The following is a 26,162-nucleotide window of genomic DNA, read 5'->3' as shown; positions in this document are numbered from 1 at the left end:
AGTGAGCCGGCCAGCCTGTTGCCTGACCGGCAGGGAAATCAGAAACCTTCCAGAACAATTTTTCCGCGCGCCCGCCCGCTTTCGATAAAAGCATGGGCCCGGCGGAGATTTTCCGCGCTGATTTTTCCGTAATGCTCCCCTTTCGTGGTGCGCAGGGTGCCCTCCTCGATCAGCTTGCGCACGCTCTCCAGAATCTCGTGCTGGCGGATCATGTCCGGGGTCTGGAACAGCGAGCGGGTAAACATCAGTTCCCAGTGGAGGGAAGCGGCTTTACGTTTTAGCGGAACCGCATCGAGCGAATCCGGGTCGTCAATCACCGCCAGACGACCCTGGGGCGCCAGGACTTCCACGATCTGCTGATAGTGTTTATCGGTCTGCGTCAGGCTTGCGACATAACGCACGGAGGAGAGGCCAATTTCACGCAGGCCCTCCAGCAGCGGGCGGGAATGGTCGATCACGTCATGGGCGCCGAGCTCACGTACCCATTCCGCCGTCTCCGCGCGAGAGGCGGTACCGATAACGCGCAGGCCGGTCAGCCTGCTGGCCAGCTGAGTAAGAACCGAGCCGACGCCCCCGCCAGCACCGATGATAAGGATCGCATCGCCATCCCCTTCCCTGACCTCCAGACGGTCAAACAGCAGTTCCCAGGCGGTGAGTGAGGTAAGCGGTAGTGCGGCCGCCCCGGCATCACTCAGGGAAGCCGGTTTGCGGGCCGCGATACGTTCATCCACCAGGCCGTATTCTGCATAGGAGCCCGGGCGGTTAATGGCGCCCGCGTAGTACACTTCATCGCCGGGTCTGAACAGCGTGACGTCATTGCCGATGGCTTCGACCACGCCTACCGCATCCCAGCCGAGAATGCGCGGCTGGGTGACGGGTGAACTGGCGCGCACTTTGGTGTCTGCCGGGTTAACGGAGATGGCCCGGATCTTCACCAGCAGGTCATGGCCGCCCGGCTGGGGTTTTGGCAGTTCGGTCTCAAAGAGCGAACGGGGGTCGGTGATGGGTAGCCCGTGCTGGGTATAAACAATCGCTTTCATAGTCTGTTCCCGGTTCATTAAGAGGTGATATGGCGGCCGGGGTTCCGGCGCGTTAAGTGCAGAGTACGGAAGCCACTGACGCAGAAAAACGGGGTGTGGGCATCAGCACTTTCACTCGGGGAGTGAAAATCCGGGCAGCGCTGGGCAGAAAGCGGGCCCGCAGGCCCGAAGGAAGCTACAGAAGGGTATAGGCTGAAATATCGCTGACGCGAGCTTGCGGATTTGAAATGGCGTTGTGCAGAAGTCCGGTTACCCGTCCGCCCTGCACCAGCGCGGGCAGGTCATGGCTGGGGAGGATAAACCGCACGCCGGATAGCGCTTTCTTGATCGCCGTTTTCTCCTCCAGCGTGGACATGGCCCGGTTACCGGTGATGGTAGGCTCTCCGGGGTTAAGGCTGTCGAGGAAAGGATCGATGAGGCTGCCTTCCAGGTTATAAACCACGTCTCCGCAGATGTTTGCCAGCCCTTCTTCCGTCTCCACCAGAACGGAAATGGAGCCTGGCGTATGACCCCCGCTGAGACGCACCGTCACGCCCGGGATCACCTCTTCTTCAAAGCTGCCGTCCACGTCAAACAGGCGCAGCGCCCCCCGCGTATACAGCCTGTCGAGCTGATGCCGCGTATCCTCAAGGGCATACATGGCCGGCCCCATAATACCGGACGCGGCAAAAGCGAGCTCACGGCGGGAGAGGCTGACCGTAGTGGTCATAGGGAAAAGGTGGTCGCCGCCGGCATGGTCAACGTGGGCGTGGGTATGAATAACGTAGCGGATATCCGCAGGCGTCAGGCCATGCCGGGCGAGATTCCACTCCAGCGTCATTTCCCGCGTCTGTTCCGCTTCAAAGCCAAACTGGCTGTAATATTCGGTGGAACGCGATCCGGAATCCACCAGCACAGGATATTCTCCGCCGGTGATCAAAAACGAGAGCGTTGGAATAGTGGTTTTGATCCCGGCATCCTGGAATAAGACCAGCCCCGACTTGTCCAGCGTGATATTACCGAGGTTCAGGGGGTAAATTTTTAAAGCCATGGCGTTCTCCAGATTTCATTTAAAGGTTGTCGCAGCGCACCATCGTTGCGCGCTGCGGGAATAAAACAGAGTTCAGGCATCGTTAACGGAAAGCGGATGCCGGGAGCGCCGCTGATACAGGCCCTGAACAATCAGTCCCAGACAGACAGCGGTGAGAATGAGTGCGCCGGCGTAAACGGCAGTTGAAAGGTTGAGGCTGGTGGCGGTTTTACCCAGGGCGATAGCCAGCCCGCCGGTAAAGAGATAAGCAAAGACAAACAGCATGGACATGGCATTTCCCCGATCTTCGCGCCGGGCTTCCTGCGCAATCATCGCCAGCCCGCCAAAGGTCATAAAGGCGTATCCGGCCCCCGACACCAGTGAGGCGCCGACAAAACAGGCCAGGCTGTGAGTGGATACGGATACGCAAAGGCACGCCATACCCATCACGGATAGCGCGGATCCCGTTACGATCGCCCGCCGGGCTTCAATCTTTCTGGCGAGGCCACCAGCGATGCCGAGCGCCGCCGGAAACAGCGCCAGCGCCAGACTGTTTACCCACGCGTCCGGGGAGCCAATCAGGCTGCGGGCAACCTGGGCACCAAGAGAGGCGATCATCACCCCGTGGGTATAAGCGCCCATAATCGCCAGTGCGGCATAGATAAAGCTGCGGCGCAGGTAGCGCGGAACCTGAGGGCGCGCCAGCAGGCGGCTTGAACCGGATGGCCGATCGGAGGAAATAAACAGGCAAAGCAGGAAAAGCAGAAGCAGCAGCACGAAGAGAACGTAAAAGCTCAGGCGTGTGGGCGCTGGTGCCCAGGTGACCAGCGCCCCCGCAAGCAGCAGCGCACCGGCGAAACCCACCGACTGAGCACCGAGGGTGACCGAGGCGGCGCGGCCTGCGCCACCCTTACCGGCATAGTCAACGAGGGCCGCGGCGGAAGGACCGGCTGATAGCCCGACCCCGATCCCCATCATCACTCTGCCCGCCATCAGGGTAGAGACCTCACCGGCCACGGCAAACAACAGTACGCCTGCGGCGGAGCTGGCCAGGCCCGCCAGCATGACCCGCTTTCGCCCCACCCTGTCGGACAGCCCAGCCGACAGCAGCATGGTCAGAACCACGCTCAGCGGATAGAGGCCAAAGATAACCGCCAGCACCGTCATCGTCAGCTTCCACTGCGCGGCGTAGAGTGGATAGATCATGGAGGGCGCCGCGCTCGTCCACAGCGTGTGTGCCACAACGGCGGCGCTGATCCAGAAAGCGAACCGGGCAGACTTGAGGGGTGATTTCATCGGGCAACCTTAGTTTTAAACTGTTCGTTTTAAAACTAGCCGCACTTCTTCTCAAATAGCAAGGTATTTTAAACTGATCAGTTTCTTATTTTCGATGCTCTGGCTTTTTTGACGCTCAGCGCGCATATTAAAACGATTGGTTTAAAATGGAGGTGGCTGATGGCCAGACCCAAAAAGATAAGTAATGAAGATGTCCTGGATAGGGCCATCCCGGTCTTCTGGAAAAGTGGACTGGCGGGCACCAGCCTCGGGCAGCTGGAGGAAGCCACGGATGTTAACCGCTCAAGCCTGTACGCCGCCTTCTGCAGTAAAGAACGGCTGTTCGTAAGCGCGCTGGAACATTATGTCAGTCGCGCCCCGGCCCAGTTTTTGCTGCAAAAACAACCGCATGGCTGGGACAACATTGAAGCCTTCCTGCTGGCCGCGCCCTTCAACAACCCCGCCTTTGACGGCTGTTTTCTGGTTAACTCTTCCCGCGAGGTGGGGGATCTCCCTGCCGAAGCACTGACCATTGTGCGCAACTTCCGCAGCACGGTCGTGGCGCAGATAGGGCTGAACATTCCTGATGAAGAGGCCGGAGAGAACCGCGACGTGATGGCTGACATTATCTGGTCTACCCTGGCTGAAGCCTGCCTTGAGGCGAACGATGCCCTCGACAAAAAGGCCTGGCGGCAGCGGGTGACGCGTCTGCTGACATTTCTTAAGCCTGGCCGCTAACGATAAGCCCGCTGTCAGCGTGGAACTGCAAACCTTTCGTACTCTGGAGCCTGCATGATACGTCTTGAAGATGTTACCTTGTTCGTCCGTTCCGCCGCGCTGGGCAGTTTTTCCAGCGCGGCCCGTGAAGCCGATATTCTCCCCGGCCAGGTCAGCGCCGCGGTTAATCGCCTTGAGCGGGATCTGAATAAACGGCTGTTTGCACGCTCAACCCGCAGCCTTCGTCTCACCGCCGAAGGCGAAGCCTGGCTGCCCTATGCCCAGGAGATGCTGAATATCCTGCAGGCGGGTAGTGAACGGCTCCAGGGCAGTGAGAATGAAATCCAGGGTGAGCTAAAAATTTCCGTTCCGTCAGATCTCGGGCGCAACGTTTTACTGCCGGTGATCACCGCGTTCTGTGAGAAGCATCCCGGTGTATCGCTGCGTATCTTCATGTCCGATAACGTCAGCGATGTGTTTCGCGATCCGGTGGACGTGGCTATCCGCTACGGCGTACTGGAAAACAGCAGCTACGTTGCCCTGCCTCTGGCTGAAGATAACAGGCGCGTGCTGGTCGCCTCTCCCTCCTATCTGAATAAGCATGGCCGCCCCCGTCAGCTTGACGATCTGGTTCTGCATCACTGTCTGCTTTTTACCCTCAACGGCCACGTTTATGACAAATGGACTTTCCCGGAGAATGGCGTCAGACGCCAGTTGACCGTGAGCAGCCGGATGCTGTGTGACGATGCGGATCTTACCCGTCGCTGGGCCGTGGCGGGGATGGGGATTGCGTATAAATCATGGATCGATGTCAGCGCGGACGTCCTGGCAGGGCGGCTTGAGGTGCTGCTGCCGGAACAGCCCGGGGAAGGGGTACCGCTTAATCTTATCTGCCCTCACCGTAAACAGTTCTCCCCTGCGATACGCGAGCTGCATACGCAGTTGCGTGAACAACTCAAAGCTGTCACGGCGCTGATGCACACTCACCCTGCTTTTTTGCCAGGTGCTCAGGAGGCGCAGCCCGCAAACCAGAGCGCATAACAAAAGGCCATTTCATTGAAATGGCCTTTCCGGGCTTATTTTGACAGCGTTGCGGTCATATGAACCTGATTGCCGTTATAGCTTTCGGTGATTTTATATTCTGCCCCCGCCTGCTGCGCCTGGCGGGCAATTTGCGCTTCCGCATCATCCAGGGTGGTCGCGGTGGCCGTAATGCTCTGGGCAAAGCTGCCAAATGAAACGGCTGACAGAGCGGCAATCATCAGAACGGATTTTACAATTTTCATACTATGTACCTTATGCAGTATTAATAGAATATTCATGATTTTCAAAGCGATGCATGAGCTATCTGCCTTGCGTGAAATGAATAATAGGCTTCTGCGTTCAGATGAAACAGATCGGGTTGCAGCAAAGACTTTCACTCTGGATGTGAAGATAATTTTTAGCGCTGTGGTGACGTCCGGGCTGTCCGCAGCCGGGTACTGGGCACAGCAATATTAAGGAGACAATGATGCACCGGGTAGGCTTACTGATTTCCGATCATTTTCAGATTCTGGGGTTGTCCACGCTAAGTATCTTTGAGTTTGCAAATCAGGTGGCTGGCGAACCTTTCTACGACTGTCACGTTTATTCAGAGCACGGCGGCTCGGTGAAAACCTCTTACGGCTTTGGCGTTGACAGCCAGCCTGTTGCTGCAAATATGGAGATCGATACCTGGCTGGTTGCGGGCGTGTTGACGCCGCTGGAGCTGCCCGCTTCGCCGGGCATTGTTGATTTTCTGCAGACGCACGCGCCCCGGGCGCGACGGGTGGCAGGGATCTGTACCGGAGCCTTTGTGCTGGGTCAGGCGGGCCTGTTATCTGACCGTCGCGCCACTACCCACTGGGTGCATGCGCAGAGCCTCAAGGCCCTGCATCCCACCACCCGGGTAGAAGAAGATCGTATCTTTATTATTGACGATGCAATCTGGACATCCGCGGGTCTTACCGCCGGACTGGATATGGCGCTGGGCATGGTTGAGAAAGATCTCGGTGCCGAAGTGGCCCGCTCCGTGGCACACCTGCTGGTTATGCACCACCGACGCTCCGGCGGGCAGACGCAGCACTCTGAGATGCTGATGCTCTCCCCTCGCAGCGACCGCCTGCAGTCAGCCCTGGAGTATGCGCGCAACAACCTCAGCAAACCCCTGACCATCGAGAGCATTGCGGATGCGGTCCACGTCAGCGCGCGGCAGCTCAGCCGCCTGTTCCGCACTGAAACGGGTAAGTCGCCAGCCAAAGCGATAGAGGGACTGCGGCTGGAAAATGCCCGGCTGCTGATCGAGCAGAGCAAGCTGTCGATGGAGGTCATTGCCCGTGAGTCCGGCTTCCGCGATCGCCGCCATATGCGTGAGGTCTTCATCCGTGGTTACGGCATCCCGCCCCAGTCACTGCGCACCGGTAAAGCCTGACCGTCCTCTTTTTTCTGGCTCCTCTCCCTCTCCACTCATGATGACCGGTCCCCGGCCATCATGATGTCCGAAATCACGACCTTTCTCGTCAGCCGCGCCGGCACCTGACTGCGTACTATGTATTCACCAACCCAATAACTGACAAGGTGAACAACATGACGCAGCAATCACACCCCGACCGCGGCACTGCCGTCATCACCGGCGCCTCTACCGGCATGGGCGCACTTTATGCAGGCCGTCTGGCACGCATGGGGTATGACCTCATCATTGTGGCGCGCAATCACCATCGCCTGAATGAACTGGCGAAACAGATCACCACCGACAGCGGCCGCAGCGTGGAAGTGGTTGCCGCAGACCTGGCCGATGCCGCCCAGTTGAGCATGCTGGAAGAAAAGCTGCGCCAGGACGCGAGCGTCACCCTGCTGGTCAATAACGCCGGTATCGGTACGCACACGCCGTTGCTGCAGAGCGACATTGAACAGATGACCGCCATGATTAACCTCAACGTCATCGCCCTGACCCGCCTGACCCGCGCAGTGGTGCCCGGCATGGTGGCTCGCGGTCGCGGGGCCATCATCAACATCGCCTCTATCGTCAGCGTGGCTCCGGAGCTGTTAAACGGTGTCTACGGCGGGAGCAAGGCTTACGTCCTGGCGTTCAGCCAGTCACTGCATCACGAGCTGGCCGATAAAGGCATTCAGGTACAGGCCGTACTGCCCGGCGCCACCGCCACAGCGTTCTGGGACAACGGCGGTCTGCCGGTTGAGCAGCTCGATCCCAACATCGTCATGAGCGCACAGGAGATGGTTGACGCGGCGCTCATCGGATTTGCTCGCGGCGAACTCATTACCATCCCGTCACTGCATGACGAGATGCTCTGGTTGCGCTATGAACAGGCGCGTCAGGCCATGATGCCGCACCTGGGCAGTAACGCACCCGCTGAACGCTACCAGCCTGTAACCGTGCACTAACGATTTTTCACCCCATAACCTTAATAACTATTCTGTGAAGGAGTAAGACCATGAAACTGACCAATAACACCATCTTTATCACTGGCGGCACCTCTGGCATCGGCCGCGCCATGGCAGAAAAATTCCATCAGCTGGGCAACCAGGTGATCATCTCCGGGCGTCGGGAGGCGCTGCTGAAGGACGTTACCGCCGCCAGTCCGGGCATGGATTATGTGGTGCTGGACGTGACCCGCGCCGACAGCATTCAGGCCGCCGCAGAGCAGGTGCTTAAGCGTTATCCGGCCCTGAACGTGGTCATCAATAACGCCGGTATCATGCCGTTTGACAACGCGGCAGGCGAGCTGGATGACGCCCAGGCGGTTACGCTGCTGAACACCAACATTCTGGGACCGGTACGCGTCAGCGCGGCGTTTATTGAGCACCTCAAACAGCAGCCGGACGCCGTGCTGATCAACAACAGCTCGGTGCTGGCTTTCCTGCCGCTGGCGACCAACGCGCTTTACTCGGCGACGAAGGCTGCGATTCACTCCTACACCCTTTCACAGCGTTTCCTGCTGCGCGATACCAGCGTGCAGGTGATCGAAATCTCTCCGCCGTGGGTGGATACGGATCTGATTTACAAGAGCGGTGACCCGCGCGCCATGCCGCTGGATGCGTTTATCAGCGAGACGTTTGACAAGCTCGGTACCGACACCATTGAAGCCATCGTCGACCGCGTGCTGCCTGTTCGCGATAACCCGGGTGCAAACGAACATACCCTGGTGAACCAGTTCAACCAGTCGGTCGCGGATAACCCCATCCCAGTTCAGTAACCTCAGCAGGGGCCTCGCGCCCCTGTATTGCCGGAGATGAATCATGAACGCTGTCATCACGTCCTCCCAGCGCCGCGCCCTCCGCGCGCTGGGCATCGCTTATTTTGTCCAGGCGACCGGTGCTCTCTCTGTCGCAGGAAGCCTGCCCGCTATTTCCGCCGCCTGGCAGCTAACCGATGCACAGAGCGCACGCTTACTGAGTATTTTCGGCCTGACCTTTGCGCTGGCCGCCCCGCTGGTACAGGTGATGTTTGGCCACTGGCGCCGTCGCCAGCTGGTGCTCACGGGGATCGGGCTTTTTGGCCTTGGCGCCTTCGCTTTTGCGCTGTCACCAGCCTACGACGCACTACTGGCTTCCCGCATAGTGATGGGCGCAGGGGCAGGATTTATTGGCCCGGTGCTGGTTGCGCTGGGCGCTGAGCTGGTGCATGAGGAGCAACGCGGGCGGGCTATCGGCATGGTGCTGCTGGGGGTATCAATGGCGAGCCTTGCCGGTATTCCCCTCGCCGCGTGGATTGCCAGCCTGTGGGGAGCAAAGGCGCTTTTTGCTCTGGTGGGCGTCGTCAGCCTGCTGAGCGGGCTGAATATTCTCCTGACGGTACCCAATGAGAGTACAGGTTCCCGCATCCGGCTTACTGAGATGGTTAACGTGCTGTCGCAAGGGAAATACCTGACGGCATTCCTGGTGGTGTTTTTCATCACCTCCGGTGTTTACAGCTTTTATTCATTCATCGCCCCGCTCATTCGCGATACCTACACCGGCGGGACGCATGCCGTCTCCGCGGCGCTTGCGGTACTGGGCATCGCGGGCGTGCTGGGAAACCTCTGGGTCACCCGTTCTGCAGCACGCTTTACCTCGGAAAAGCTGCTGACGACGGGCATGGTTCTGCTGATTGTGGACACCGCGCTGATTGCCCTGCTGCCAAAAATAGTGGGAGTATTGCTGGTGATGCTCATTGTCTGGGCCTTTGCCACAGACCTGCTCTGGCCCAGCCAGCAACGCAGGATCGTCGAACTCTCCTCTGTCCGGCATCGCGGCATTGCTCTGGCGCTGACCAGCGCCTTTATGTTTGGCGGCATCGGCTTTGGCTCGGCGGTAGCTTCGTGGGTTTATCCACTCGCGGGGTTTTACGGGCTGGCCGGCATGTCTGTGGTCTTTATTTTGCTGGCGCTGGTCAGCCTGCGGCTGTCGGAAAAGCTGACAAAACCCGTGATGCTCCCGGAGCCCTGTAACAATGAAGCCTGATCCCTCTATCAGCGCCTCTCCCCTCCGGTTGACGGAGGGGAAAGATCTCAACCGGTTGTCTGGAGTGCCGATGGCCAAACGCGTGGGACAATTTTGTTTGCCGTTAGCGGCGCCAGTTGATGAGAAGTGGTATCCGACGGGGATAACCAGAGGATCTCCTCAATTTCAGCGGCGGGTTGCACGTCCTGAATCCAGTTTGCTGTTCTGAACATACAGGCATGAAGCTGATGTCCGGGCTCATTAGCCGCTATATCTGTAAATTCGCCAAGCGGTGTCAGCTCCTCAGGCGTGATTTCAATATTCAGCTCTTCCCTGAGTTCACGAACGAGTGCTGACTGAGCGTCTTCTCCTGGCTCAATCTTTCCGCCGGGCTGCATAAAAAACAGGGTGCCTCTTTTCCTGACAAGGAGTAAGCGCCCTTTTTCATCCATGATGACCGCTGCAGCAATGCGAATAGTGTTTAGTTCAGACATAGCGATTTCCGTTCTGGATCACCCACCTGGATACAGGCGGCGACTGTAAAAAGTGATTCGTGTTCAAAAACGTACAAGATTTGTCGCGACCCGCAGGGGCGAGAATCAAGCGAGGCCCATGGTAACATTCGGCTCTCTTCTGACGCGAGGAGAGGTCCCCCCCATTATCAGGGGGCGGCATAAAGCGTTACCAACAGACGAGCGCCCCCTTACTCCTCCCTGGACCTTTAACCGCTCTCCCTTCCCGGTATTCATGGGCTTTCTTTCACGGCCCGTTTTTTCTTATCTGTATCATCCATCAAAAACCCCATGAATATCATGCCTTTGCGGAAACAATTTTTAACACTAGCTGTTTACTTTGTAATGATTATTCATATCATCTTGATAATCACTATCACCTTTGACGGTGATGTTCTTGCGCTACGGGGTCGCTTTGTCCCCGGCACGTTGAAAATTCAGGACGATCATAATAATGAAATCGCACAGTTATCGCGCGCTAAGTTCTTGTTTATTTATGACATTAGCCGCCAATGCCTCTGCCGAAGTACAAAAAGATGACACGCTGGTGGTGGCCGCCAGCCGTACCAACCACAGCATTGCCGACATGGCCCAGACCACCTGGGTCGTTGAACAGGCTGAAATCGAACAGCAGGTTCAGGGCGGCAAAGAGCTTAAAGAGGTGCTGGCGCAGTTAATTCCCGGCATGGATGTCAGCAGCCAGGGACGTACCAACTACGGTATGAACATGCGTGGTCGATCCATGATGGTGATGGTCGACGGCGTACGTTTAAACTCCTCGCGCAGCGACAGCCGCCAGCTGGATTCTATCGATCCCTTTAATATCGCCCGCATCGAGGTTATCTCCGGCGCCACCTCCCTGTACGGCGGCGGCAGTACCGGCGGCTTGATCAATATCGTCACCAAAAAGGGCCAGCCGGAAACCGAAGTTGAGTTCCAGACCGGCCTGAAAACCGGCTTCAACAGCCATAACGACAACGACGAAAACGTCGCGGCAGCGGTCAGCGGGGGTAATGACAACGCTTCCGGCCGTCTGTCAGTGGCATATCAGCGTTTTGGCGGCTGGTACGACGGCAACGGCGACGAGGTGATCATTGATAACACCCAGACCGGCCTGCAGTACTCTGACCGTCTGGACGTGATGGGCACCGGCACGCTGAATATCGACGATACTCAGCAGCTGCAGCTCACCACCCAGTATTACAAGAGTGAATCCGACGGTAAGCACGGCCTCTATCTTGGCGAGAACTTCTCGGCGGTAACAGGGGCTGGCGACGCCTACAACAAAAATAATCTCGACTCGGACCGAATTCCCGGCACCGAACGTCACCTGATCAACCTTCAGTATTCCAACACCGATTTCTGGGGCCAGGATCTGCTCGCGCAGATTTACTACCGCGATGAAAGCCTGACGTACTACCCCTTCCCTACGCTTTCCGGTGGCCGGGTGACCAGCATCGGCGCATCACAGCAGAAAACCGACTTCTACGGCGGCAAGCTCACCATCAACAGCAAGCCGCTGGATGCGTTGACGCTGACGTGGGGTGTGGACGCCGAGCATGAAACCTTCGACGCCAACCAGCAATTTTTCGACCTCAACAAGGCCGCGGCCAGCGGCGGTATGAAGCTGGATAACGCCTATAACGTGGGACGCTACCCGGGCTACAGCATCACCAACCTCGCGCCGTTCCTGCAGAGCAGCTACGACTTCTCGGCTATCACCCTGAGCGGCGGCGTGCGCTATCAGTACACCGAAAACAAAGTCGATGACTTTGTGGGCTATGCCCAGCAGCAGGCTATCGCCACGGGCCGGGCCACCTCGGCGGACGCCGTGCCGGGCGGGAAAACCGACTACAACAACCTGCTGTTTAACGCCGGTATTCTGGGACATCTGACCGAACGCCAGCAGCTGTGGTTTAACTTCTCCCAGGGCTTTGAGATCCCGGATCTGGCGAAATATTACGGCTCAGGCACCTACCAGCTGGTGAACGGCCATTATCGTCTGGTCAACAGCGTGAACGTGAACGACTCCAAACTCGACGGAATTAAAGTTGATGCTTACGAGCTGGGCTGGCGCTACACCGGCGATAACCTGCGCACGCAGATTGCCGGGTACTACTCCCTTTCTGACAAAACCATCAACATCAATAAAAGCGATATGACCATCAACGTCGAAGATGACGAGCGCCGCATCTACGGCGTTGAAGGCCAGATCGACTATTTCTTCACCGACAGCGAGTGGAGCACCGGTACCAACTTCAACGTCATCAAATCGGAAACCCGCGTCGACGGAAAATGGGAAAAGCTGACGGTCGACAGCGCCAGCCCGTCGAAGATGAGCGCATGGGTCACCTGGGCGCCGGGCGACTGGACGTTGCGCGTGCAAAGCACCCAGACATTCGATCTGTCTGATGAAGCTGGTAAGAAGATCGAGGGCTACAACACCGCTGACTTCATCGGCAGTTACCTGCTGCCGGTGGGCAAGCTGAGCTTCAGCGTAGAAAACATTCTGGATGAAGACTACACCACCGCGTGGGGACAGCGCGCCCCGGGACTCTACAGCCCAACCTACGGTGCTGAAAACCTCTACACCTACAAGGGCCGCGGCCGTACCTTCGGCCTGAACTACTCGGTTCTGTTCTGACAGTGGCTGCCGCCTGCAACGCGGGCGGCAGTGTTTAGCGCAACGGCCCGTTTACGTTACACTCTGGATCCTGAGTACCCACCCGCTAATGCTGAGAGGATTCGGTATGCCTGCAAGGGATATATCCAGAATGGGCGCCGCCAATGTAGCGATAACTGTCAGTCATAGTGGCCAGGCCGTTATTGAAAAGTGTCCCGTTGGCGAGGTGGAATTTCGCTTTTATCAGGATGCGGCGGCTGAGCTTAATCAGGCAGGTATCGCGACCCCCAGGCTCTTTTCCGCCGATGCCATCCTGCGCAAATTACGCATGGAGTATATTCCTCACCCGGTTGAGCAGTCAGTCATTGCCAGTGATGATGTTTTAACGATGCTGGCACACCTGCATCGTTATCCGGTGAATGCCGCGTGGCGCTACCACACCCACTCATGGACAGAGATCGCGCTTGAACAATCGCTCGGGCTGCTGGCCCTGGTGGATAAAAGCGCCCGCAAGCTACGGCGATTTCAGCGGTGTAGTGATGGATTGTTTAACGATCAAAGCCTGGTTTCCGGCGACAGCAACGCGGGAAACTGGGGGAGAAGAGAAAACGGTGAGTTGGTGCTTTTCGACTGGGAGAGGTTTGGCAAAGGAAGTCCAGCTATCGACCTTGCTCCTCTGATAAAGGGGATGGGAACAACACAAGCATTTATGGACCTTGCTGAACGCTACTGCCACCTCTCCTGCCACCATAAGGTTAATGAACTGGCGCGGGAAATAGCCATCGCCAAAGCCTGGATCGTTACTGAAGTCATTGTATTACTCCATGAACGCCAAAAAAGCGCATTCCCCCTGTACCAAAAATGGTATCAGGAACATCTTCCCGGCTGGTTAGACAGCACGCTCAACATGCTCTGAAGCGGCCCTACCTTTGACCTTGACAGATATCATTACCCCGGTGAAAATGCTGTACATTAAAACAGTATTTATAGGGTCTGTTATGTTCGTTGAACTGGTTTACGATAAAAGAAATGTTGCTGGACTCGCAAATGCCCGGGAGATCATCCTGGAGGAATTAACCCGGCGCGTACACCGGATCTTTCCGGATGCCGAGGTGAAGGTTAAGCCGATGCAGGCAAACGGCCTGAACAGCGATGCCAGTAAAAGCGATCGGGAAAAGCTGAACCGTATGCTGGAAGAGATGTTTGAAGAAGCCGATATGTGGCTGGTTTCGGATTAAGGTCAGAAAGCCGCGCATAATCAGAGTGAGCAGATGAAAACACTATCCAAATCTGGATGGAAAGATATGACCAGAGTCGGAATGACTGGGATAGCTTTATGAGCGGATACGTACCCGGAGGAGATCAGGGCGTTTATAAATTCTCATGTAAACACTGTGGCGCTATCGTTCTTAATTGGGATTTCTCATAGTTCCTTAGTAAACAGTGAGCGTTGCATCGCTTTAACGTTGGTCGTGAATTTTAAGCTCTGATAAATGCTCATTTCCGCTCCACGCTCGTAGCGGACCGTCGACCCGGCCAGCTTACTCGCTTCATGCAGGCGCAGACATTGCATTCGCCCCCCCGTGTAAAAAGGCACTCACGGGAAGATGCCACTTTTTCCCCTCATGTATATCTATATCCACACAGAGTCATTAAGAAAGGATGGATGAAGATGCTGAGTGGTAAAAGAGCTGTGATTACCGGTGGCGGCGCGGGATTGGGTCAGGCGCTGAGCGTATGGCTGGCGCGAGAAGGCGTCGAGGTGGAATTTTGCGCGAGGCGAGCTGATGATATTCAAAAAACTTGCAGTATCATCGCGTCTGAAGGCGGAATAGCCAAAGGGTACGTCTGTGATTTGACCCAGCCTGAATCTCTTTCTCAGTTTTCTTCACAATTGTTAACGTCAGACAAGCCCATAGATATTTTGATCCTCAATGCGGCTCAGTGGCTGTCAGGAACGTTAGACGATCAACCCGACACAGAAATCATCAATACCGTCAGTTCAGGACTGACAGGTTCGATTCTGCTGACTCAGGCATTACTGCCCGGGTTAAGACGTTCAGAAAGCGCGGATATCGTCTCAATTATATCTTCATGCGGGATCCCGAATTTTACAGATTCAATTGCACACCCCGCTTTTTTTGCCAGCAAACATGGGCTTAGCGGGTTTACAACTAAAATTTCCAACCAGTTGTCCGAAGAAAATATACGTGTGACTGGGTTATATCCCCCGGATTTCGAACTGACAGGGCTGGATGCGCTTGTCGATAGCCAACCCAGGATGGGGGAACGTCTGCTGAATGGGCGTTCAGTCTGGGAAACAATTCGATTTGTGCTGACTCAACCGCGTAGTTGCCATATCAGTAGCATCTACTTTGAAGGCCCAACTCGCGAAAAACTGGCGGGATCAACCTTTTAAGACTGAGCACGTTTAATAACGTTTTGGCCGTGTTGCGAAGTAGACTACCGCGGCTCCGATAGCGACGATGAGCGTATCTTCAATCAGGCCACTTCTGGTCTGCCCAATTTCTGCTATGGCTTTTTTGCGTGCCGCAAGTGTGGCATAGGCAAGTGGCACAGCGGCGGAGATAGCGATCGCTGCCCCGGTTTTTTCTTCTCCCCTGGGTGCCAACGCGGCGCCCGCAATTCCTGCACTGGCCACACGCGCAGACAAGCCCAGAAACACGGTGCGGTCTGGCGCTGACTTCATCTTGTCGCCATACAGCTCACCTGCCCCCATCGCTAAGGCGCCATATTTGAATAACGGACGGTCCAGCAGCATGAGGCTCCCCGGTGTGTCGCGCCTGGCAAGGCGTGCTGCTGCCAGGGCCGCCATCGGCGTCATAGAACGGCAGCTGGCGACAACGCCAATCAAAGCGGAATAGACAAACCTGATTAATTTCATTTTAATCTCCCGGATAAGCAGAACTTTGTTCATTCTTGAGTTTTATCGTTGACCAGGGTGCGGCTTCCTGTGCAATTTCAACTGCAATAGTCATTATAGATGAACGGCCTGAAGTGGGTTGCAAGAAAGCCTGGATCAGGCTCGCCCGCTGCCTGACGGCTGTAAACTTAAGACATGACCCAATGCACAGCCCCATCACAATCAACTTACATAACGTAATTAGCTGAGCTGTTTCTGGTCTGCTTCTCGCTCACGGCGGATAACGGTTAAATCATTTGATGCTGGCTGTTCTTCCTTCAGGACGCTGGCTGAACTCACTCTGCCTCATAATAAGGTGTGAATAACGATCTGATAATTGACTATATTTCTATCCGCCTTTCTGCGAGAGCATGTCTTGCTACGTTTGATGCCCATTCATCGAGTGGGTCCAGGTGTTCAATCTCTGACTCTGCTATCGGCGTAACACGAATTAGCGGAACTGAACCAAAAGGCAAATTATCGATCCTGCGGGCATCGCGGCTGAGAATGATTCGGGTCATTGGGCTATATTCGTCTGCAAGAGCGCAAAACAGGATTGCTCCATATTTTTCAACATCGGCAGCAACCTGATACCCATCGGCAACGAGATCCCCCACACTCATCAGGAGATGCGCCCAGTCATCAATCTGGCGGGGGGTAATATCCGAAGCATCTAACTCCATGAAAAGTTCGCATCCTACGCCGTTTTCCGGCTCTGCAATGCCGGCCCAGGGCGTGGAGAGGCCATCAGTGGCCAGCGTCAATCTGGTGTTGCTCTTAGTATTGAGCACACGGCGATGGGGTCCGAACCAATTTGTCTGGTTGTGTACATTTGCGTCGCCTTGTTCAACACTAAAACCCTCTGAGACGTCGCCATACATTTCCCAAAATGCTCGCCTTGCCACAGCGGCTGCTTCATAAACTGGATGTTGAGGACCACGCGGCACAATTGCCTCATCGAATATTGTATCAACCGTAACGCGACCCCGCATGAAAGGTATTTTAGGCCTTGTCCAGCGGACAATTACCTTATTAAAGGTCTCTCTCTGTGATGCTTCGAGTTTCTCGACAACCTCCCTAACGCGTTTTAAAGAGAAATTGTCTGCAGCGTGACTCCCGTTGGCATACATATAGCCTCCGGTTTGTGAGGAGACTCCAGCCTGTTCGGTGATAAAGAACCATTCACCCTTTACAGCGCCAGCGGGCGCCTTGTCTAAAGCCGGGCGTAAATCCCTTGCCGCATCAATGTTTGAATATGCTGTCATGTCTGTCCTTTAGCTTTATATGTTATGCATCTAACTTATTTTAAGCTTTTTGAAATTAAAGTATTACGTACCTTTCAGCTCGATGCAGTCTTGAGATGAAGAATGGAGCTTATTTTTGTATGTTAGCTACTGATTTTAAGAACATTGCGGGAATAATAATGGCCAGTTTTCAGAAAAGGTTGAGGATCGCCGCGGGACAGTTGCTCCGGTTCGCGGCTGTATTGAAGAGAATATGCGCTATCACGAATTGTTGATTAGTACAGCTGCATCCGCAGGCGTTAACCTCATCATTTTTCCGGAACTCTCTTTAACGGGTTATGAACCCGAGATGGCTCTTAGATTGGCTCTCGCCGATAAGACCTGCCTCCTGCCGCTTCAGACCTTAGCTGAGCGGTATGATATGACGATTGTTGCAGGTGCACCTTTGCAAGTCACAAACCGTAAGCCAGGCATCGGCGCATGTGTCATCTCTTCGAAGCAACCTGTTTCCTTTTACCGAAAAATGTATCTTCATCCCGGCGAGTCGGATTATTTTTTATCCGGGGAAGCGGAGTGTGTTATTACGGCACGCACGTTCAATGTCGGCCTGGCTATATGCGCAGATGCCGGGCATCCGATGCATGCAGAACGGACGGTGCAACTAAAGTCCTTCAGACGGTCCGCTCCGTGCCAGAAGCGGACCATATGACGAGCTCATAACGTAACGCCCGCGCATCGTTCAATCCTGACACTTCTCCTGCAACCATTGACCGACGTCAGGCCATAACGCTTCAGCACATCGTTTACGAAAAAAGCCCATATGACCAATGGCGGATATACCATAATCCGCGCGCCGTATGTCACGGCGTTCCACTTTTGCGTTACGCACCGGCTCAATCAGTTGCGCAATGGCTTCAGGGTTGGCCCAGGGATCGTCATCAAACCCCATTACCAGTAGAGGCAGTGTGATCTCACTTGCTCGCTGACGCGCATTCCAGCTGGGATCATCGTAGAAATAACCAGGCATAGCGCTCCAGCGCCCCCACTGAAGCATCACCGGCGCCGGTAAATCTTCTCCCAGTCCCAGGCGTCTGGCAGGCATATACCCGAAAATACGGCAGAGGACAGGACCCAGAACACGCAGCAGGCACCAGACTCGCACCTTTTCTTTCGTGTGCTTTATGGAACTCGTCACACCGGCATGTGACGCCACAATAACTGCGGCCTTCAGGGCATGAGTGGCTGTCGAAAGCAGAACAGCATGTCCTCCTATACTGTGCCCTACCGCCAGCAAGGTGACGTCAGGGAAAGATGTGTTAGCCCAGGCTGTTACGCATTCGACGTCCTGCTCGATCCAGTCTGACATTGAGACGCTGCAGTTACGGAGCTTCCCGGACTTAGAAAGACCTGTGCCACGATAATCATAAGTGAGGACGCTGAATCCTTTGTCAAAAAGGTATTCTGCGAACCCCTTATAAAACGTCTGCACAACCGCCGTTGCCGGGTGGAGAATGACCAGTGCTTTAGCATCTCGTCTTTCCCAGAGCGTGGCAGCCAGAAACCCGCTTTCTTTTACAGGTATTGTTATTGAATTCATTCGCTGAGCCTTACTCACGTGGTCATACCAGTTATAAACTGAATTCAATCTAGTCCTGACAGCCAAATCTGGCTATTTTTTTGTTCAGGATTTTGACATCCACTTTTCACTCCAGGCAGACCTTCAGTTCACTTATCCTGGCCGCTGTCATCAAAGGGGCGATAAGCCCCTTATTACATCCCCTGCAATCAGTGCGCCGGAATATGGGGCTCCTTCACAAACTCCGCCAGCAACCAGACCAGATCGTGCAGCAACCCGGTCAGACCTTCCTCGACGCTGGCAGGAAGGGTTCCGCCCATAATCGCTTGCGTCAGGGCCAGAGCATGGTCCACCTGGATCGCGGTGTCCTGCCAGCAGGCCGGCACGCAGGAGGTGAGTTTGTCCCCTTCGATGAGCTGGGCTACCCAATGCGGCGGAAGATCGGCATCACAGAGCTGTCGCAGCTGACGAAGGGTTTGCAGCAGACGCTCGCCGAGCGCGGCGCGGATTGGGGTATCGTCGGTTTCCAGCAGCACGCTCGCCAGGGCGGCGCAACGATCGGCGGTCTCGACAAGATCGGCCGGAACCGGCTGGGCAATAAGTTGCTGAATAATATGTTCGTCAGTCTGGCGATAAGCCAGAGTTGGGACAGTAGTCATATAAAAGATCCTCTTTATGCAAACATTCACTTCCCTGAGTTCCTACGCTCATGGAGGTAGCGCTGACGGAGGTAGGAATACCGCGCATAAAGAAAACGGCCAGCCCTACGGCTGCTCTGCCAGCGCCACCGTGACAGCACGCTGTGGCGACAAAACCATATCGCTTTATGCTCACGGGTTCCTGCGCCCGATTGCGGATATGCCGCAACGCAGTGACTTTACGACCGGGACGGTGCGAAGAAAAGCGTTAACCCTGAATTACACAGGGTTAATTTGGGGTTTGCGAGGCGCATTCCAGAAAGGGCTTGCCGGGGGCGCTTCGCTTTGGACGCTTCGCAGACTGTTCGCTGTTTGGCGCCCTGTTAATCACCCTTGCGGCGCAGGCTGTGGTTCTGCTCGTCCTCTGGGTCAACGTGGATAATCAGATTATCGCTGCGGCCTGCGTATTCCTGATGGCGGCGTCTGGATTCGCCTGACTGGGCAGGCGCGCTGCTGTCGGCGATCGCCCTGGGACTGGCGCTGCTGGCGTGGCAAATTGCGCGCAAAGGAGATTCCGGGACAAACGCCCTGAGCCAGGATCGGTGCGCCGCAACTGTTATGGAGAGTAACCGGAATGGCTGAACATCAGGATACCAGCGCGCTCTTGCCCGTTCGTAATGACTGCGGAGGAATACCGTATCCGCGCATAAAGACGTTGCGCATATGACGGCGATCCCGGAAGCCAGACTCACGGGCGATCACCTCCAGCGGTAAGCGGCTCTTCTCAATCATCAGCCGTGCCGCCTCAAGCCGCAACCGCTCAATAACGCGCGCCGGGGATTTACCTGTTTCATTTAAGAACAGGCGATTGAGTTGACGGGCGCTCAGATGGACGGCGTGCGCCAGGTGTTCAACGGTGAGCGTTTTGCTCAGATTCTTCCGGACATACTCAATCGCCATCTGCAGGCGGTCGCTTTTTGGAGAGAGCGCCAGCAGTTCCGAGTGCTGGCGCTGCCCCCCTGTCCGGCGCTGATTCATAACCATCCGGTGCGCGATATTACGTGCGATATCGGTACCGTGATCTTTTTCAACCATCGCCAGCACCATATCAAACCCGGCGGTCATCCCTGCCGAGGTCCAGATCTGATCGTCGATGATGTAGATCAGGTCGTCTTCAGTTTGTATGGTGGGATGAAGGACTTTGAGACTGTCCGTATAGACCCAGTGCGTGGTGGCGCGTTTATCCTGCAAAAGCCCGGCCTGCGCCAGAACGAAGGCGCCGGTACAAATACCGGCAATACGGCGCGCGCCGGATGCATGATTTTGCAAAAAATGGATCACCCCCGCCGTGGCCGGTAAGGTGACCGGCGTCAGCACGCCTCCCACCAGCCAGGTATCCACCGGGATCTCTTCGGACAGAGGCTGGCTGATAACACTTATTCCGTAAGAGGACGCAACCTCTCCCCCCTTTTCTGAATAAACGGTGCACTGGTAGAAGGGTTCACCTAATACCAGGTTAGCAAATTCAAAAATGGTCAGTGTCGATAGCGCGAGAGACTGAAACTGTTCAGAAATAAGGAGCCCGACCCGATGCATATTATTAATCCTCTTTCAGTAACGTCTCAATAACCCTTATTAATAGCGGGTTAAAAGCACCGCTGTCTGGACGCCTGTTTTCATCATTTTCATAGGCAAACATTTACCAAAAAAATGAATCATCAGGCAACAGGTTAATTTCCGGCAATCACTCGCTTTTCCCGGTTTATCAACGCGACGCTGCACTATGTCTGAAATCGTGCCCCTTTACGTCATTTTCTCTCTGGCGTCTTCACGTAATCTCAATTCATCCCACACACCCAATTGAGGTTAATTAAATGAGTGATTCAGCGAAAGGAACGGCGGTTGTCACGGGCGCATCAACCGGAATGGGCGCCCTGTATGCTGCCCGGCTTGCAAGAATGGGTTACGACCTGATCATCGTTGCCCGCAATCATAACCGGCTTAATCAGATGGCAAGCCACATCACCGCCGACAGCGCGCGAAACGTGGAGGTTGTGGCGGCGGACCTGAACGATCCGCAGCAACTGGCGGCCCTGGAAGAGCGGCTTCGCAACGACGCGAGCATCACGCTGCTGGTGAATAACGCCGGAATGGGCACACACACTCAGCTGCTGGACAGTAACGTCGAACAGATGACCAGCATGATTAACCTGAACGTCGTCGCCCTCACCCGGCTGACCTACGCGGTGGTGCCCGGCTTCGTTAAGCGTGGCCGGGGAGCCATCATCAATATTGCCTCCATCGTGGGTATCGCCCCGGAAGTATTAAATGGGGTATACGGCGGCAGTAAAGCCTATGTGCTGGCATTTACCCGCTCTCTTCACCGTGAATTAGCCGACAAAGGTATTCAGGTTCAGGCGGTACTGCCTGGCGCAACAGCCACGCCATTCTGGGATAACGGCGGTCTGCCGCTGAGTAAGCTGGATCCGGGTATCGTGATGCAGGCGGAAGAGATGGTCAATGCGGCACTGGTTGGGTTCCAGCGCGGCGAGCTGATTACCATCCCTTCGCTGCATGATGAAAGCCGTTTTCAGCAGTGGGAGCAGGCGCGTCAGGCGATCATTGAAGACTTCTCTCACAACGTGCCGGCTGCGCGCTATCGGCCTTCTTAAAAGGGGTAATGCCACAGGAACAGCGTGGCCAACAGGTTTCATCGGATATTCACCTTCAACTCTTCACCAGGAAAAATAATGAAAACGAAACTGAGCGTCAGTGCCTTGTTATTAGCGACGCAGGTCACCGCAGCATGGGGCGCACCCGCGCAAAACAGCCCGCAGCCCACTGCAGGCGTGGCGGCATTTCTTAAGGTGCTCAACAGCAGCGACGGAAAGCCGATGGAAGCCCTGACCCCACAGGAGGCGCGGCAGGTCCTGGTTTCAGCCCAGCAAGGGGCAAAATTGCCTCCGGCGCAGGTCAGCGAAAAAACAATTACTGTCCAGGGCAAGCCACTCACCCTGACAATTGTAAAGCCTGAAAATGCCGCGGCGCAGACGCTGCCGGTGTTTATGTTCTTCCATGGGGGCGGCTGGGTACTGGGGGATTATCCAACCCATGAGCGGCTGGTTCGGGATCTGGTAAACGCATCGGGTGCGGCTGCCGTTTTCGTCAATTACGATCCTTCTCCTGAATCCCACTATCCCGTTGCTATCACGCAGGCCTATGAAGCGACAAAATGGGTGGCTGAAAACGGCGAAGAAATTGGGGTCGACGGAAAACGGCTGGCGCTGGCCGGGAACAGCGTCGGCGGAAATATGGTGGCTGCCGTTGCGCTCCAGGCAAAACAACATCATAGCCCGGCGATCCGTTATAACGTCATGCTGTGGCCGGTAACGGACGCGCACTTTGATACCGCCTCCTATACTGAGTTCGCTGACGGTTATTTTCTTACCCGCAACATGATGAAATGGTTCTGGGATAATTACACCCCATCCGAGAAAGAGCGAAATACTGTTCTGGCCTCGCCTTTACGCGCGACAACGGAACAACTCCAGGGGCTGCCGCCTACCCTTATTCAGACCGCAGAGCTGGACGTGCTGCGTGACGAAGGCGAAGCGTTCGGACGTAAGCTCGATAAGGCGGGTGTGCCTGTCACCGTCACCCGTTATAACGGTTTGATCCATGATTATGGCCTGTTAAACGCCCTGAGCGAGGAGCCTGCGGTGAGAGCCGCGCTCAACCAGGCGGGTTATCAGCTTAAAATCCATCTGCAGTAATCCCGGCGGCCAGCCAGTAACGCTGGCCTTCATCCATAGTATCGACGGTGACTCAACCGTCTTATAGTCAAAGCGAGACGTTTATGAAGGCAGTCGTGCTGAACGCCCCTGGTGGGCTCGATCATATTGCGTTAGAAGATCTGCCAGACCCGGGCCAACCCGGTCCGGGCCAGCTTCGCGTGGCGATCCATGCTACGTCCTTAAACTTTCACGACTTACTGGTCGCCAGCGGTAAGGTGCCAACCGCCGATCGGCGCATCCTGATGGCGGACGGCGCCGGCGTCGTAGAGGCGACTGGCGACGGGGTCACTGAGTTCAAGCCCGGCGACAGGGTTGTATCCACCTTTTTCCCCCAGTGGACAGAGGGTGCAGCGATGGAGGGCGTCGGTGATTTCGGTCAGACGCCCGGTGACGGTGCCGAAGGGTTTGCCGCGGAATACGTTGTTCGTCCTGCCTCGCATTTTACCCTTGCGCCTGCTGGCTGGAGTCACGCTGAAGCCGCCACGCTGACCACCTCTGGCCTGACGGCATGGCGCGCCCTGGTGGTGGATGCAGGATTAAAGGCGGGCGATACGGTGCTGACCTTAGGGACCGGTGGGGTTTCCATTACGGCCCTGCAGATAGCGAAAAGTATGGGGGCGAAGGTGATTGTCACCTCCTCTTCGGATGAGAAGCTGGCGCGGGTGAAAGCGCTGGGCGCCGATCACGTTATTAATTACCGCTCAACCCCGCAGTGGGGTGAAAAGGTCAGGGAAATCACCCACGGCCGCGGTGCGGATGTCGTCATTGAGCTCGGCGGGCCGGGGACGCTGGCGCAGTCGATAAACGCGGTGCGTATTGGCGGCCATATTGCCTTGATTGGCGTCCTGACGGGTATGGAGGGCGTTGTGCCGACCGCGATGCTGATGGCGAAACAGGCCCGTCTCCAGGGGCTGGTTGTCGGCAGCAATCGTATGCAGCAGGAGTTTGTCAGAGCGCTGAATCAGACAGGGATCCGTCCCGTCATTTCCGACAGGTTTGAAGGCCTGGCTTCGGTTGCTGATGCATTCAGCCATCTGGCGGGTGGAAAGCACTTCGGGAAAATCACGGTTGAATGGTAGATAACGGCGTGGACCTGTTAACGCCTCTACAGCGGAGAACATCATGAACCATTATCAGGCAGCCATTATTGGCTTTGGCAAAGCAGGCAAAACGCTGGCAGCGGCGCTGGGTCGCGCGGGCTGGCGTGTGGCGATCGTCGAAAAGTCGAAATCCATGTACGGCGGCACCTGTATTAACATCGGCTGTATTCCCACTAAAGCGCTGGTCCATGATGCGCAAACGGCCACTGACTTCAGTGAAGCCGCGCAGCGTAAAGCGTCAGTGGTTGAATTCCTGCGGGAAAAAAACTATCTCAATCTGGCTAATCTGGAGACAGTTGACGTTATTGACGGGCAGGCGGAGTTCCTCGATCCCCATACGTTAAAAATCACCTCGCAGGAGGAGATCCGCACGCTCAGCGCAGACCGCATTTTCATTAATACCGGCGCTGAAGCCCGTTTTCCGGACATCGATGGTCTGATCGCCGGGCCGCGCATTGTGGACAGCACCGGTATCCTGAATTTAACCCGCCTGCCTGAACGTCTAGGTATTCTTGGTGGCGGCTATATCGGCGTAGAGTTCGCCTCCATGTTTGCCCGTTTCGGCAGCAAGGTCACCCTCTTTGAAACTGCACCAAAATTTCTGGCCCGTGAAGATGATGATATCAGCGCGGCCGTCGCCACTATCCTGAAGGATCAGGGCGTCACTATAGAGCTGAACGCGTCAGTGAAATCCGTTACCAGCAGCAGTGACAGCGTGACCCTGCACACCCCGCAGGGGGATCGTCCGATGGATGTCCTGCTGGTTGCCACCGGGCGCCGCCCGGCAACCGGGGCGCTGAAGCTGGAAAATGCCGGGGTGTTGACGGACGCGCGTGGCGCCATCCAGGTCGATAAGAGACTGAAAACCTCGACAGATCATATCTGGGCGATGGGTGACGTCACCGGCGGGCCGCAGTTTACCTATGTCTCCCTCGATGATTACCGTATTGTGCACGATCAACTGCTGGGCAAGGACAGGCGTACCACGGACGATCGGGTGAACATCCCTTATTCCGTATTTATGACCCCAACGCTGTCGCGCATCGGCTTAACGGAAGCGCAGGCGCGGGAGCTGGGGAAAAATATCCAGGTGGTGTCACTGCCGGTAGCGGCGATCCCACGGGCACGGGTTATCAACGATACCCGGGGTGTGCTGAAGGCCGTGGTCGATAATGACAGCCAGCGGATACTGGGCGTGACATTGCTGGCGGCGGATTCCCACGAGGTGATCAACATCGTGAAAACGGTGATGGATGCAAATCTGCCTTACAGCGTGCTGCGGGATCAGATCTTCACCCACCCCACCATGAGCGAATCGCTGAACGATCTCTTCGCGCTGGTGAAATAGGCTTTATCTCTCAGACAGGCTGACCCGACGTTATTGAGTCAGCCTGCTTTGAACATCACCCACTCTTGCCAGACGTTTTCAGGATCGATATCGAGCTCGAGGCTTCAGGCCTGCGCGATATCGCTGCGTTAACGCATGGTCAGGCCACCATCAATGGATATGGACTGGCCCGTTACGTAGGAGGAGGCATCGCTGGAGAGCCAAAGGACCACGTCTGCAATTTCTTCTGCCCTGCCATGGCGCTGCATAGGTACCCCCTGCACCATCGCTTCCAGCGCCTCCTTCTGACCCGAGGCGACCATGGCGTCAACCATAGGTGTCCAGATAAGCCCCGGACAGACGGCATTGACGCGAATATTGCGCGCGGCATACTCAAGCGCAGCACTTTTGGTCAGGCCAAGTACGCCGTGCTTGGCAGCGTGGTAGTTAGCGCGTTCTGCGCCGCCCACAATCCCGCCGATAGAGGAGCAGTTCACAATAACGCCGCTGCCCTGCTTACGCATCTGCTGCAGCTCGTATTTCATGCAGCCCCAGACGCCGCGCAGGTTCACCGCCGTGACGCGGTCGAAATCCTCTGTTGTTGCGTCCGCGATCTCGGCCAGCACATTCTGGATCCCGGCGTTGTTGAAGGCGATATCCAGGCGGCCAAAGGTCGCAACGGTCTCCTGCACCATCGCGGCGACGCTATCCAGATCCGCTGCATTGCAGGTCACCGCTTTGGCGATATAGCCGGAAGCCACCAGCGACTCGGCGGCCTGCGTCACCGCCCCGCCGTTAATATCCGCCAGCACGACGGAAGCCCCGGCCGCGGCATAGGCCTGTGCGGTGGCGAGACCAATACCCGAAGCGGCACCGGTCACTAAAGCAATTTTATTATTGAGTGAATAGGTCATCATATTTTCCTGT

At 56.0% G+C, this 26,162-nt stretch carries 27 protein-coding genes; 15 read left to right on the top strand and 12 right to left on the bottom strand.

The window, feature by feature from the left end; translation table 11 throughout:
• Positions 1-38 precede the first annotated feature (38 nt).
• The 3 genes from NB069_RS10185 to NB069_RS10175 form a co-directional block, all read right to left on the bottom strand.
• The gene (locus NB069_RS10185) at positions 39-1,040 is read right to left on the bottom strand and encodes a zinc-binding alcohol dehydrogenase family protein (protein ID WP_250589235.1); all 1,002 of its coding nucleotides are present in this window, start codon (positions 1,038-1,040) and stop codon (positions 39-41) included.
• Between the two features lie 175 nt (positions 1,041-1,215).
• Complete coding sequence (locus NB069_RS10180) at positions 1,216-2,070, bottom strand: N-acyl homoserine lactonase family protein (RefSeq protein WP_250589234.1); 855 nt, start codon at positions 2,068-2,070, stop codon at positions 1,216-1,218.
• A 72-nt stretch (positions 2,071-2,142) separates the two neighbouring features.
• Entirely contained in the window at positions 2,143-3,345 is a 1,203-nt protein-coding gene (locus NB069_RS10175; RefSeq protein WP_250589233.1) for an MFS transporter, read from the bottom strand.
• Positions 3,346-3,504: 159 nt separating this feature from the next.
• Between NB069_RS10175 and NB069_RS10170 the strand changes: the two genes are divergently transcribed.
• Positions 3,505-4,062: a TetR/AcrR family transcriptional regulator gene (locus NB069_RS10170; RefSeq protein WP_250589232.1), complete on the top strand. Its 558-nt coding sequence runs from the start codon at positions 3,505-3,507 to the stop codon at positions 4,060-4,062.
• 54 nt (positions 4,063-4,116) lie between these two features.
• The gene (locus NB069_RS10165) at positions 4,117-5,082 is read left to right on the top strand and encodes a LysR family transcriptional regulator (RefSeq protein WP_250589231.1); all 966 of its coding nucleotides are present in this window, start codon (positions 4,117-4,119) and stop codon (positions 5,080-5,082) included.
• 35 nt (positions 5,083-5,117) lie between these two features.
• On the opposite strand, the gene NB069_RS10160 is transcribed toward NB069_RS10165, so the two are convergent.
• Positions 5,118-5,327, bottom strand: a complete 210-nt coding sequence (locus NB069_RS10160; protein ID WP_250589230.1) for a YdgH/BhsA/McbA-like domain containing protein — start codon at positions 5,325-5,327, stop codon at positions 5,118-5,120.
• A gap of 224 nt (positions 5,328-5,551) precedes the next feature.
• Here NB069_RS10160 and NB069_RS10155 point away from each other — a divergent pair, with 224 nt between their 5' ends.
• The 4 genes from NB069_RS10155 (at position 5,552) to NB069_RS10140 (ending at position 9,519) form a co-directional block, all read left to right on the top strand.
• The gene (locus NB069_RS10155) at positions 5,552-6,490 is read left to right on the top strand and encodes a GlxA family transcriptional regulator (RefSeq protein WP_350223414.1); all 939 of its coding nucleotides are present in this window, start codon (positions 5,552-5,554) and stop codon (positions 6,488-6,490) included.
• A gap of 155 nt (positions 6,491-6,645) precedes the next feature.
• Positions 6,646-7,461: an SDR family NAD(P)-dependent oxidoreductase gene (locus NB069_RS10150; RefSeq protein WP_250589228.1), complete on the top strand. Its 816-nt coding sequence runs from the start codon at positions 6,646-6,648 to the stop codon at positions 7,459-7,461.
• Between the two features lie 50 nt (positions 7,462-7,511).
• Positions 7,512-8,273, top strand: coding sequence for an SDR family oxidoreductase (locus tag NB069_RS10145; protein WP_250589227.1), 762 nt, complete (start codon positions 7,512-7,514; stop codon positions 8,271-8,273).
• 43 nt (positions 8,274-8,316) lie between these two features.
• The gene (locus NB069_RS10140; protein WP_250589226.1) at positions 8,317-9,519 is read left to right on the top strand and encodes an MFS transporter; all 1,203 of its coding nucleotides are present in this window, start codon (positions 8,317-8,319) and stop codon (positions 9,517-9,519) included.
• Positions 9,520-9,566: 47 nt separating this feature from the next.
• On the opposite strand, the gene NB069_RS10135 is transcribed toward NB069_RS10140, so the two are convergent.
• Positions 9,567-9,992: an NUDIX hydrolase gene (locus NB069_RS10135; protein ID WP_250589225.1), complete on the bottom strand. Its 426-nt coding sequence runs from the start codon at positions 9,990-9,992 to the stop codon at positions 9,567-9,569.
• A gap of 472 nt (positions 9,993-10,464) precedes the next feature.
• Between NB069_RS10135 and NB069_RS10130 the strand changes: the two genes are divergently transcribed.
• From NB069_RS10130 to NB069_RS10115, 4 genes are all read left to right on the top strand, one after another.
• Positions 10,465-12,654 carry a TonB-dependent siderophore receptor gene (locus tag NB069_RS10130; protein WP_284677028.1) on the top strand — a complete coding sequence of 730 codons (2,190 nt, stop codon included), beginning with the start codon at positions 10,465-10,467 and terminating at the stop codon, positions 12,652-12,654.
• Between the two features lie 106 nt (positions 12,655-12,760).
• The gene (locus NB069_RS10125) at positions 12,761-13,549 is read left to right on the top strand and encodes a phosphotransferase (RefSeq protein WP_250589223.1); all 789 of its coding nucleotides are present in this window, start codon (positions 12,761-12,763) and stop codon (positions 13,547-13,549) included.
• Between the two features lie 82 nt (positions 13,550-13,631).
• Positions 13,632-13,871 (top strand): DinI family protein, encoded by a 240-nt coding sequence (locus tag NB069_RS10120; protein WP_250589222.1) that lies wholly within the window; start codon positions 13,632-13,634, stop codon positions 13,869-13,871.
• A 434-nt stretch (positions 13,872-14,305) separates the two neighbouring features.
• Positions 14,306-15,052, top strand: a complete 747-nt coding sequence (locus NB069_RS10115) for an SDR family oxidoreductase (protein ID WP_250589487.1) — start codon at positions 14,306-14,308, stop codon at positions 15,050-15,052.
• Between the two features lie 12 nt (positions 15,053-15,064).
• Here the strand turns inward: NB069_RS10115 and NB069_RS10110 are convergent, their stop codons facing one another.
• Positions 15,065-15,571, bottom strand: coding sequence for a hypothetical protein (locus tag NB069_RS10110; RefSeq protein ID WP_250589221.1), 507 nt, complete (start codon positions 15,569-15,571; stop codon positions 15,065-15,067).
• Between the two features lie 326 nt (positions 15,572-15,897).
• Positions 15,898-16,821 (bottom strand): hypothetical protein, encoded by a 924-nt coding sequence (locus tag NB069_RS10105; protein WP_250589220.1) that lies wholly within the window; start codon positions 16,819-16,821, stop codon positions 15,898-15,900.
• Between the two features lie 232 nt (positions 16,822-17,053).
• Here NB069_RS10105 and NB069_RS10100 point away from each other — a divergent pair, with 232 nt between their 5' ends.
• The gene (locus NB069_RS10100) at positions 17,054-17,509 is read left to right on the top strand and encodes a carbon-nitrogen hydrolase family protein (RefSeq protein WP_250589219.1); all 456 of its coding nucleotides are present in this window, start codon (positions 17,054-17,056) and stop codon (positions 17,507-17,509) included.
• A gap of 30 nt (positions 17,510-17,539) precedes the next feature.
• Here NB069_RS10100 and NB069_RS10095 read toward each other — a convergent pair whose 3' ends face one another.
• The 4 genes from NB069_RS10095 to NB069_RS10080 form a co-directional block, all read right to left on the bottom strand.
• Complete coding sequence (locus NB069_RS10095) at positions 17,540-18,397, bottom strand: alpha/beta hydrolase family protein (protein WP_250589218.1); 858 nt, start codon at positions 18,395-18,397, stop codon at positions 17,540-17,542.
• Positions 18,398-18,585: 188 nt separating this feature from the next.
• On the bottom strand, positions 18,586-19,035 hold the full coding sequence (locus NB069_RS10090; protein WP_250589217.1) for a hypothetical protein: 450 nt from the start codon (positions 19,033-19,035) through the stop codon (positions 18,586-18,588).
• 362 nt (positions 19,036-19,397) lie between these two features.
• Positions 19,398-19,580: a hypothetical protein gene (locus NB069_RS10085; protein WP_250589216.1), complete on the bottom strand. Its 183-nt coding sequence runs from the start codon at positions 19,578-19,580 to the stop codon at positions 19,398-19,400.
• Positions 19,581-19,659: 79 nt separating this feature from the next.
• A complete protein-coding gene (locus NB069_RS10080) occupies positions 19,660-20,610 on the bottom strand; it encodes a GlxA family transcriptional regulator (protein ID WP_250589215.1) in 951 nt (316 codons plus the stop codon).
• A gap of 278 nt (positions 20,611-20,888) precedes the next feature.
• Between NB069_RS10080 and NB069_RS10075 the strand changes: the two genes are divergently transcribed.
• The 4 genes from NB069_RS10075 to rclA all read left to right on the top strand — a co-directional run bounded on the left by NB069_RS10075 (position 20,889) and on the right by rclA (position 25,256).
• Positions 20,889-21,686, top strand: coding sequence for an SDR family NAD(P)-dependent oxidoreductase (locus tag NB069_RS10075; RefSeq protein WP_250589214.1), 798 nt, complete (start codon positions 20,889-20,891; stop codon positions 21,684-21,686).
• Positions 21,687-21,764: 78 nt separating this feature from the next.
• Positions 21,765-22,787, top strand: a complete 1,023-nt coding sequence (locus NB069_RS10070) for an alpha/beta hydrolase (protein WP_250589213.1) — start codon at positions 21,765-21,767, stop codon at positions 22,785-22,787.
• 83 nt (positions 22,788-22,870) lie between these two features.
• Positions 22,871-23,887 carry a zinc-dependent alcohol dehydrogenase family protein gene (locus NB069_RS10065; protein ID WP_250589212.1) on the top strand — a complete coding sequence of 339 codons (1,017 nt, stop codon included), beginning with the start codon at positions 22,871-22,873 and terminating at the stop codon, positions 23,885-23,887.
• Positions 23,888-23,930: 43 nt separating this feature from the next.
• Positions 23,931-25,256, top strand: a complete 1,326-nt coding sequence (gene rclA / locus NB069_RS10060) for a reactive chlorine resistance oxidoreductase RclA (RefSeq protein ID WP_250589211.1) — start codon at positions 23,931-23,933, stop codon at positions 25,254-25,256.
• A gap of 128 nt (positions 25,257-25,384) precedes the next feature.
• Here rclA and NB069_RS10055 read toward each other — a convergent pair whose 3' ends face one another.
• Positions 25,385-26,152 (bottom strand): SDR family NAD(P)-dependent oxidoreductase, encoded by a 768-nt coding sequence (locus tag NB069_RS10055; protein WP_250589210.1) that lies wholly within the window; start codon positions 26,150-26,152, stop codon positions 25,385-25,387.
• Positions 26,153-26,162: the final 10 nt, after the last annotated feature.

Source organism: Leclercia adecarboxylata (assembly GCF_023639785.1).
GTDB classification, from domain to species: domain Bacteria; phylum Pseudomonadota; class Gammaproteobacteria; order Enterobacterales; family Enterobacteriaceae; genus Enterobacter; species Enterobacter adecarboxylatus_D.
The sequence above is the reverse complement of the archived record's forward strand: the minus strand, read 5'-3'. Positions and strand labels throughout refer to the sequence as shown.